A 7,408-nucleotide genomic window follows, 5' to 3' on the forward strand; every position below is an offset into this window, starting at 1 on the left:
CGTCGGTACGCGCCGCCTTGGCCGCGATCGCAGCGAAGGCCTCGGGCCAGCTCGCCGCGCGCAGCTTGCCGGCCTCACGGATATAGGGCCGGTCGAGACGCTGGGTGCGCAGGCCGTCGACGACGTGGCGGGTCTTGTCGGAGATCCACTCCTCGTTCACGGCCTCGTTGATGCGCGGCAGCACGCGCATCACCTCGCGGCCGCGGGTGTCGACGCGGATCGCGGACCCGATGCCGTCCATCACGTCGACCGACTGGGTCTTGCCGAGCTCCCACGGACGCGCCGCGAAGGCATAAGGCTTCGAGGTCAACGCGCCGACCGGGCAGATGTCGACGAGATTGCCCTGCAATTCCGACGTCAGCGCGTGCTCGAGATAGGTCGTGATTTCCATGTCCTCGCCGCGACCGGTCGCACCCATCTCAGGGGCGCCGGCCACTTCCGCCGAGAAGCGGACGCAGCGCGTGCACTGGATGCAGCGGTTCATCGAGGTCTTGACCAGCGCGCCGAGATATTTGTCCTCGACCGCGCGCTTGTTCTCGGCGAAGCGGCTGGTGTCGACACCATAGCCCATCGCCTGGTCCTGCAGGTCGCACTCGCCGCCCTGGTCGCAGATCGGGCAGTCCAGGGGATGGTTGATCAGAAGGAATTCCATCACGCCTTCGCGCGCCTTCTTCACCATCGGCGAACGCGTGGAGATTTCCGGCGGCTCGCCCTTGGGACCCGGACGGCAATCGCGCACGCCCCAGGCGCAGCTCGCAACCGGCTTCGGGCCGCCCTTCACTTCGACGAGGCACATCCGGCAATTGCCGGCAATCGACAGCCGTTCGTGATAGCAGAAGCGCGGAATCTCGGCGCCGGCGGCTTCGCACGCCTGGAGCAGCGTGTACTCCGGCGGGACATCGATCTCTTTGCCGTCGATGATGAGCTTGGTCATTCTTCCTACTCCGCCGCGACCATGTTCACGGGATCGCGGACGCCGATATCGTCAATGTCAGCCCTGTGCGAATATTGGTCGATGCGCGCTTCGATCTCGTGACGGAAATGCGCGATCAGGCCCTGGATCGGCCAGGCCGCCGCGTCGCCGAGCGCGCAGATGGTGTGGCCTTCGACCTGCTTCGTCACCTCGAGCAGCATGTCGATTTCGCGCTTGTGGGCGCGGCCCTCGGCCATGCGGGTGAGCACGCGCCACATCCACCCCGTGCCCTCGCGGCACGGCGTGCACTGGCCGCAGCTCTCATGCTTGTAGAAATAGGAGATGCGGGCGATGGCACGGATCAGGTCGGTCGACTTGTCCATCACGATCACGGCCGCGGTGCCGAGGCCCGAGCGCAGCTTGCTCAAGGAGTCGAAATCCATCGGCGTGTCGATGATCTGCTCGGCCGGCACCATGCGCACCGACGATCCGCCGGGGATCACGGCCTTGAGGTTGTCCCAGCCGCCACGGATGCCGCCGCAATGCTTGTCGATCAGCTCACGGAACGGAATGCCCATGGCCTCTTCGACGTTGCAGGGCCGCTCGACGTGACCGGAGATGCAGAACAGCTTGGTGCCGACATTGTTCGGACGGCCGATGCCGGCGAACCAGGCCGCGCCACGGCGCAGGATGTCCGGCGCAACGGCGATGGATTCGACGTTGTTGACGGTGGTCGGGCAGCCGAACAGGCCGACATTGGCCGGGAACGGCGGCTTCAGCCGCGGCTGGCCCTTCTTGCCTTCGAGGCTTTCGAGCAGCGCGGTTTCCTCGCCGCAGATGTAAGCGCCGGCGCCGTGCGCGACGTAGATGTCGAACGGCCAGCCGTGGACGTTGTCCTTGCCGACCAGCTTGGCCTCATAGGCCTGGTCGATCGCGGCCTGGAGATGCTCGCGCTCGCGGATGAACTCGCCGCGGACATAGATGTAGCAGGCATGCGCGTTCATCGCGCAGCTGGCGATCAGGCAGCCCTCGATCAGGAGATGCGGATCGTGCCGCATGATCTCGCGATCCTTGCAGGTGCCGGGCTCGGATTCGTCGGCGTTGACGACGAGATAGCTCGGCCGGCCGTCGGTCGATTCCTTCGGCATGAAGGACCATTTGAGACCGGTCGGGAAGCCGGCGCCACCGCGGCCGCGCAGGCCCGAGGCCTTCATCTCGTTGATGATCCAGTCGCGGCCCTTGTCGATGATGTTCTTCGTGCCGTCCCAGGCGCCGCGACGCCGCGCGCCCTCGAGCCCCCAATCGTGGAGGCCGTAGAGGTTCTTGAAGATGCGGTCCTTGTCCTCGAGCATATCAGTGCTTTCCGATCAACTATTGGACTGCTTGTAGGCAAGTCCGGCGGCGCAGATGCCAAAGGTCAGCGCCCAGAGCAGACTGGATTCCAGCGACGCGTTCAGGCTGAAACGCTGCAGCAGGAAAATGAAGGCGGCCGCAACAGCGGCATGCATCGCGATGAAGCCCCACTTCTTCATGGCACCGCTCCCCTGCATGGCCTGCGACGAGAGATCACGCATCAGGTGATCTCCTTCAGTGTGGTCGGCCCGCCGGTCGGCGCCGAGAACTGGCGGCCGTTCTGCGGACCGGGTTTCGGCGGATTGCCCGAAGCGAAGCCGTCGAGCACCTTACCGAAGCTTTCCTTGGTCAGGTCCTCATAGGTGTCCTTGCCAATCAGCACCATCGGCGCGTTCACGCAGGCACCGAGGCACTCCACCTCTTCCCAGCTGAAATTGCCGTCCTTGGACAGATGGAACGGCTCGTGATGGATGCGGTGCTCGCAGACGTGGATCAGATCCTCGGCGCCGCGCAGCCGGCACGGCGTGGTGCCGCAGACCTGGACGTGAGCCTTCTTGCCGACGGGCGCGAGCTGGAACATCGTGTAGAAGGTCGCCACTTCCAGCACGCGGATATAGGGCATGTCGAGCATGTCGGCGATGACGCGGATCGCGGCTTCCGAGACCCAGCCGTCGTGCTGCTCCTGCGCGCGCCAGAGAATGGCGATGACCGCGGAGGCCTGACGTCCCGCCGGATATTTCGCGATCTGCTGCTTGGCGAACGCGAGGTTCTCCTCCGTGAACGCGAAGCTCGCGGGCTGGACTTCCTTCGGTGCTAATCGGCGAACGGACATCTCTTCTATCTCTCACTGCATGCGGCGCGCGGTTTTCGCATTCAGGGCTTCGATCCTGTCCTGCCAAAATGCGCTTGCGGTGCCGAAAACGTTGTAGCCGACGTGGGTCGAGACCTTGATGCGGTCGAGGATCGACAGCTCGGTCACGGTCTCCATCCGGTTGCTGCGCGGATCGAACACGATCAGCTTCAGCGGGGTCTGTTCGAGGATGAAGCGCGACACGGCATGAGAGCGGTCGCTGCCGTGCTCCTCGCACATGATGACGCTGTCGGCCTGGAGCAGCTGCGCGCCGCCCTTGATCGCCTCGATCTCGACGCCCTCGACGTCGAGCTTGATCAGGTACTTGCCGGTGCTCGCGATCTTGCCGTCCTCGATCAGATTGTCGAGCGCGATGACCGGCACGTCCTCACCGCCGGCCGACGGATCGCCGGCGATGCTGAAGGCTTCGTGCTTGGTGCCCGACAGCCGCGCGGTGCCGCGCGACGCGCCGATCGCACACTTCATGGTCTCGAAGCGATTGCCGTTGACGCGGGCGTTGTTGCCGAGCTTCGGGTAGTTCTGCCCCGACGGCTCGATCGCGATCGCCCTGTGCGCGCCGAACGGCTTGCTCGAGACCAGCACGGACCAGTAGCCGTAATTGGCGCCGCAATCGAGCAACGTGTAATCGACGTCGATGGAGTCGGCGAACAGCAGCTCGAGCTCGTCTTCATAGTTGTACGAGCGGTTGAGCAGCTTGCTCCAATAGCCGTCGCCGTAAGGGAATTCGAACACGGCGTCGGGATTGAGCCTGATCGCGATGTTGCGCTCGGGCAGCGTCTTCCGCAGCAGGTTGGCGCAGGCGATGTAGCCCATATGCGAGAAGTGCGACGAGATCTTCGATCCCGTCACCAGCGCCAAGGCAGCCGTCCGCTCCCACAGGTTGGCCCCTTCAAGGGCCCCCGAGGCGCGGTCAAACTGGATTGGCGCCTGTCCCATCACCGATCGACCTCTCCGAACACGATGTCGAGCGAGCCGAGGATCGCCGAGACGTCGGCGAGCAGATGGCCGCGGCAGATGTGATCCATGGCCTGCAGATGCGCAAAGCCCGGCGCGCGGATCTTGCACTTGTAGGGCTTGTTGGTGCCGTCGGAGATCAGATAGACGCCGAACTCGCCCTTGGGCGCCTCGACCGCGGTGTAGACTTCGCCGGCCGGCACGTGGACGCCTTCGGTGTAGAGCTTGAAGTGGTGGATCAGCGCTTCCATCGAGCGCTTCATCTCGCCACGGCGCGGCGGCGCGACCTTGTTGTCCTCGACGACGACGGGGCCCTTCCCGTCAGGCGCGTTCAGCTTCTGGATGCACTGCTTCATGATGCGGATGGACTGCCGCATCTCTTCCATACGGATCAGGTAGCGGTCGTAGCAGTCGCCGTTCTTGCCGATCGGAATGTCGAAATCCATCTCGGCGTAGCACTCATAGGGCTGCGACTTGCGCAGGTCCCAGGCCGCGCCCGAGCCGCGCACCATCACGCCCGAGAAGCCCCACTCCCAGGCTTCCTTCAGCGGCACCACGCCGATGTCGACGTTGCGCTGCTTGAAGATGCGGTTGGCGGTGAGCAGACGGTCGAGGTCGTCCACCACTTTGAGGAACGGATCGCACCAGGCCTCGATGTCGTCGACCAGCTTTTGCGGCAGGTCCTGATGCACACCGCCGACGCGGAAGTAAGCTGCGTGCATACGGCTGCCCGAGGCGCGCTCGTAGAACACCATCAGCTTCTCGCGCTCTTCGAAACCCCACAGCGGCGGGGTCAGCGCACCAACGTCCATCGCCTGCGTGGTGACGTTGAGAAGGTGCGACAGGATGCGGCCGATCTCGCAATAGAGCACGCGGATCAGCTGGCCGCGGCGCGGCACCTCGATGCCGAGCAGCTTTTCGGCCGCCATGCAGAAGGCGTGCTCCTGGTTCATCGGCGCGACGTAGTCGAGACGGTCGAAATAAGGGATCGCCTGCAGATAGGTCTTCTGCTCGATCAGCTTTTCGGTGCCGCGGTGAAGCAGCCCGATATGCGGATCGACGCGTGCGACGACTTCGCCGTCAAGCTCCAGCACGAGGCGCAGCACGCCGTGCGCCGCAGGATGCTGCGGTCCGAAGTTGATGGTGAAATTGCGAAGCTGTTCGGGTTGCTCGTTCATGATCAGACCTTCGGCCCCGCTTTTTCATCACCCGGAAGGACCGGATAATCCGCCCCTTCCCACGGCGACAAAAAGTCGAACTTGCGGAATTCCTGGTTGAGCCGGACGGGCTCGTACACCACCCGCTTCTCCTGGTCGTCGTAGCGGACCTCGACGAAACCGGTGGTCGGGAAATCTTTGCGCAGCGGATGGCCCTCGAACCCGTAATCGGTGAGGATGCGGCGCATGTCGGGATGACCGACGAAGAACACGCCGTAGAGGTCGTAGGCCTCGCGCTCGAACCAGTCGGTGCCGGGGAACACTTCGATCAGCGACGGCACCTGCGTGGTCTCGTCGGCCTGGGCCTTGAGCCGGATGCGCGTGTTCAGGGTCGGGGACAGGAAGTGATAGATCACGTCGAAGCGCTTCTCGCGCGACGGATAGTCCGCTGCCGTGATGTCGGTGAAGTTGATGAAGCGGCAATTCGGGTCGTCGCGGAGGTACTTGACCACCTCGACGATCTTGCTGGCCTCGACATCAACCGTGAGCTGGTTGAAGGCCACCGAATGACCGATGGCAGCGCCCGGAAGCGCGCTAACGATCGTCTGCCCTAGGGCGTCGAGCTTGGCGTCGTCCATGACGTAAAACCTTAGCGTTCGATGGTGCCGGTGCGCCGGATCTTCTTCTGCAGCAGCAGCACGCCGTAGAGCAGCGCTTCCGCCGTGGGCGGGCAGCCCGGCACGTAGATGTCGATCGGCACGATGCGGTCGCAGCCGCGCACGACCGAGTAGGAATAGTGGTAGTAGCCGCCGCCGTTGGCGCAGGAGCCCATCGAGATGACGTAGCGCGGCTCCGGCATCTGGTCGTAGACCTTGCGCAGCGCCGGCGCCATCTTGTTGGTCAGCGTGCCCGCGACGATCATCACGTCGGACTGGCGCGGCGAGGCACGCGGGGCGAAGCCGAAGCGCTCGACGTCATAGCGCGGCATCGACACCTGCATCATCTCGACCGCGCAGCAGGCGAGGCCGAAGGTCATCCACATCAAGGAGCCGGTGCGCGCCCAGGTGATGAGGTCGTCGGTCGCGGCCACGAAGAAGCCCTTGTCGGACAGCTCGGAATTGACCTCGAGGAAGAACGGATCATTGGCCCCGACCGGCTTGCCGGTCGACGGGTCCAGGATGCCCTTGGGGGCCGGCGCTAGAACCGGACTCGTGGACGATGCAGGGTTCAATCCCATTCGAGTGCTCCCTTTTTCCATTCATAGGCGAACCCGACCGTCAGCACGGCGAGGAACACCACCATGGACCAGAAGCCGGTCGCGCCAAGCTTGCCGAACGCCACCGCCCAGGGAAACAGGAACGCCACCTCGAGGTCGAAGATGATGAAGAGGATGGCGACCAGGTAGAAGCGGACGTCGAATTTCATGCGAGCGTCGTCGAACGCGTTGAAACCGCACTCATACGCCGACAGCTTTTCGGGATCCGGCTGCTGGAACGCCACGATGAAGGGCGCGATCAGCAGCACGAGGCCGATGAGGCCCGCTACCCCTATAAAGACGACGAGTGGAAGATAGTTCTGCAGAATGCCGCTCATTGGCGAGCCCTTTTTCCCGGAGCCTCGGGACAGCCACGGATTCGTCCGATTTGGAATTATTCTGAGCCTTAGCGCAGTGCACCAATGGGCGCAAGACACGCTCTTTTTAGGCCCTTTGCCGCCCCCAGAACGGTGAAAAAATCCCGGAATCACCCCGCGCTGGTATGGAGCAGATCGCCAAGCCCAGCAAGGGCAGCCACAGTTTTGCAGGGCAGCAGCTCTGAGATTGCGGCCCACAGGCCACGGCAACGTTTTGCCGTGCATCAGCCGAGAAAAACGCCTGGTTTTCGGGTGCGGCAGCGCACCCAAGCCGCCGGTTGCCCACGGCATGAGCCCCGACTGTCGCTTCGGCGACATATAGCGACCGTGTCCGGAGCAGCGGCGCCGAACCGCCGATGATCATCGCGGTCGCGAGGCACCTATCCACAGGCGCAAGCGATCAGACGAGCCATGCATCACGGCTGGACCGGACCTGCCTCCTGCGAGAACGGCTCCCTCCCTGCGATATATTGCAGGTCCGACCGGTCGCGATCGCGGAGGCGGCGACGTACAGGGCCGTCGCGCGCG

At 64.1% G+C, this 7,408-nt stretch carries 9 protein-coding genes; all 9 read right to left on the minus strand.

The window, feature by feature from the left end; translation table 11 throughout:
- Positions 1-934: NADH-quinone oxidoreductase subunit NuoG (gene nuoG / locus MOV74_RS26305; RefSeq protein ID WP_246929279.1), on the minus strand; the 934-nt coding region annotated here is incomplete at its 3' end.
- A 5-nt stretch (positions 935-939) separates the two neighbouring features.
- Positions 940-2,265: an NADH-quinone oxidoreductase subunit NuoF gene (gene nuoF / locus MOV74_RS26310; RefSeq protein WP_246929281.1), complete on the minus strand. Its 1,326-nt coding sequence runs from the start codon at positions 2,263-2,265 to the stop codon at positions 940-942.
- A gap of 15 nt (positions 2,266-2,280) precedes the next feature.
- On the minus strand, positions 2,281-2,487 hold the full coding sequence (locus MOV74_RS26315) for a hypothetical protein (protein WP_246929283.1): 207 nt from the start codon (positions 2,485-2,487) through the stop codon (positions 2,281-2,283).
- Positions 2,487-3,098 carry an NADH-quinone oxidoreductase subunit NuoE gene (gene nuoE, locus MOV74_RS26320; protein WP_018455089.1) on the minus strand — a complete coding sequence of 204 codons (612 nt, stop codon included), beginning with the start codon at positions 3,096-3,098 and terminating at the stop codon, positions 2,487-2,489. Before nuoE ends, MOV74_RS26315 begins: the two co-directional genes overlap by 1 nt.
- A gap of 12 nt (positions 3,099-3,110) precedes the next feature.
- A complete protein-coding gene (locus MOV74_RS26325) occupies positions 3,111-4,073 on the minus strand; it encodes an FkbM family methyltransferase (protein ID WP_246929285.1) in 963 nt (320 codons plus the stop codon).
- Complete coding sequence (locus MOV74_RS26330) at positions 4,073-5,269, minus strand: NADH-quinone oxidoreductase subunit D (RefSeq protein ID WP_246929287.1); 1,197 nt, start codon at positions 5,267-5,269, stop codon at positions 4,073-4,075. The genes MOV74_RS26325 and MOV74_RS26330 overlap by 1 nt, the downstream gene beginning before the upstream one ends.
- Positions 5,270-5,271: 2 nt before the next feature.
- Positions 5,272-5,886: an NADH-quinone oxidoreductase subunit C gene (locus MOV74_RS26335; RefSeq protein WP_246929299.1), complete on the minus strand. Its 615-nt coding sequence runs from the start codon at positions 5,884-5,886 to the stop codon at positions 5,272-5,274.
- Positions 5,887-5,897: 11 nt separating this feature from the next.
- Positions 5,898-6,485 carry an NADH-quinone oxidoreductase subunit B family protein gene (locus tag MOV74_RS26340; protein ID WP_246929301.1) on the minus strand — a complete coding sequence of 196 codons (588 nt, stop codon included), beginning with the start codon at positions 6,483-6,485 and terminating at the stop codon, positions 5,898-5,900.
- Positions 6,476-6,841 (minus strand): NADH-quinone oxidoreductase subunit A, encoded by a 366-nt coding sequence (locus MOV74_RS26345; RefSeq protein ID WP_008136158.1) that lies wholly within the window; start codon positions 6,839-6,841, stop codon positions 6,476-6,478. Before MOV74_RS26345 ends, MOV74_RS26340 begins: the two co-directional genes overlap by 10 nt.
- Positions 6,842-7,408: the final 567 nt, after the last annotated feature.

This window comes from Bradyrhizobium sp. SHOUNA76 (genome assembly GCF_023006445.1).
Taxonomy (GTDB): domain Bacteria; phylum Pseudomonadota; class Alphaproteobacteria; order Rhizobiales; family Xanthobacteraceae; genus Bradyrhizobium.

Bases quoted from the DNA above. Each gene is read 5' to 3' on its own strand.
- MOV74_RS26330 (WP_246929287.1), bottom strand. From the start codon at position 5,269: ATGAACGAGCAACCCGAACAGCTTCGCAATTTCACCATCAACTTCGGA.
- MOV74_RS26340 (WP_246929301.1), bottom strand. From the start codon at position 6,485: ATGGGATTGAACCCTGCATCGTCCACGAGTCCGGTTCTAGCGCCGGCC.
- MOV74_RS26335 (WP_246929299.1), bottom strand. From the start codon at position 5,886: ATGGACGACGCCAAGCTCGACGCCCTAGGGCAGACGATCGTTAGCGCG.
- MOV74_RS26325 (WP_246929285.1), bottom strand. From the start codon at position 4,073: ATGGGACAGGCGCCAATCCAGTTTGACCGCGCCTCGGGGGCCCTTGAA.
- nuoF (WP_246929281.1), bottom strand. From the start codon at position 2,265: ATGCTCGAGGACAAGGACCGCATCTTCAAGAACCTCTACGGCCTCCAC.
- MOV74_RS26345 (WP_008136158.1), bottom strand. From the start codon at position 6,841: ATGAGCGGCATTCTGCAGAACTATCTTCCACTCGTCGTCTTTATAGGG.
- nuoE (WP_018455089.1), bottom strand. From the start codon at position 3,098: ATGTCCGTTCGCCGATTAGCACCGAAGGAAGTCCAGCCCGCGAGCTTC.
- MOV74_RS26315 (WP_246929283.1), bottom strand. From the start codon at position 2,487: ATGCGTGATCTCTCGTCGCAGGCCATGCAGGGGAGCGGTGCCATGAAG.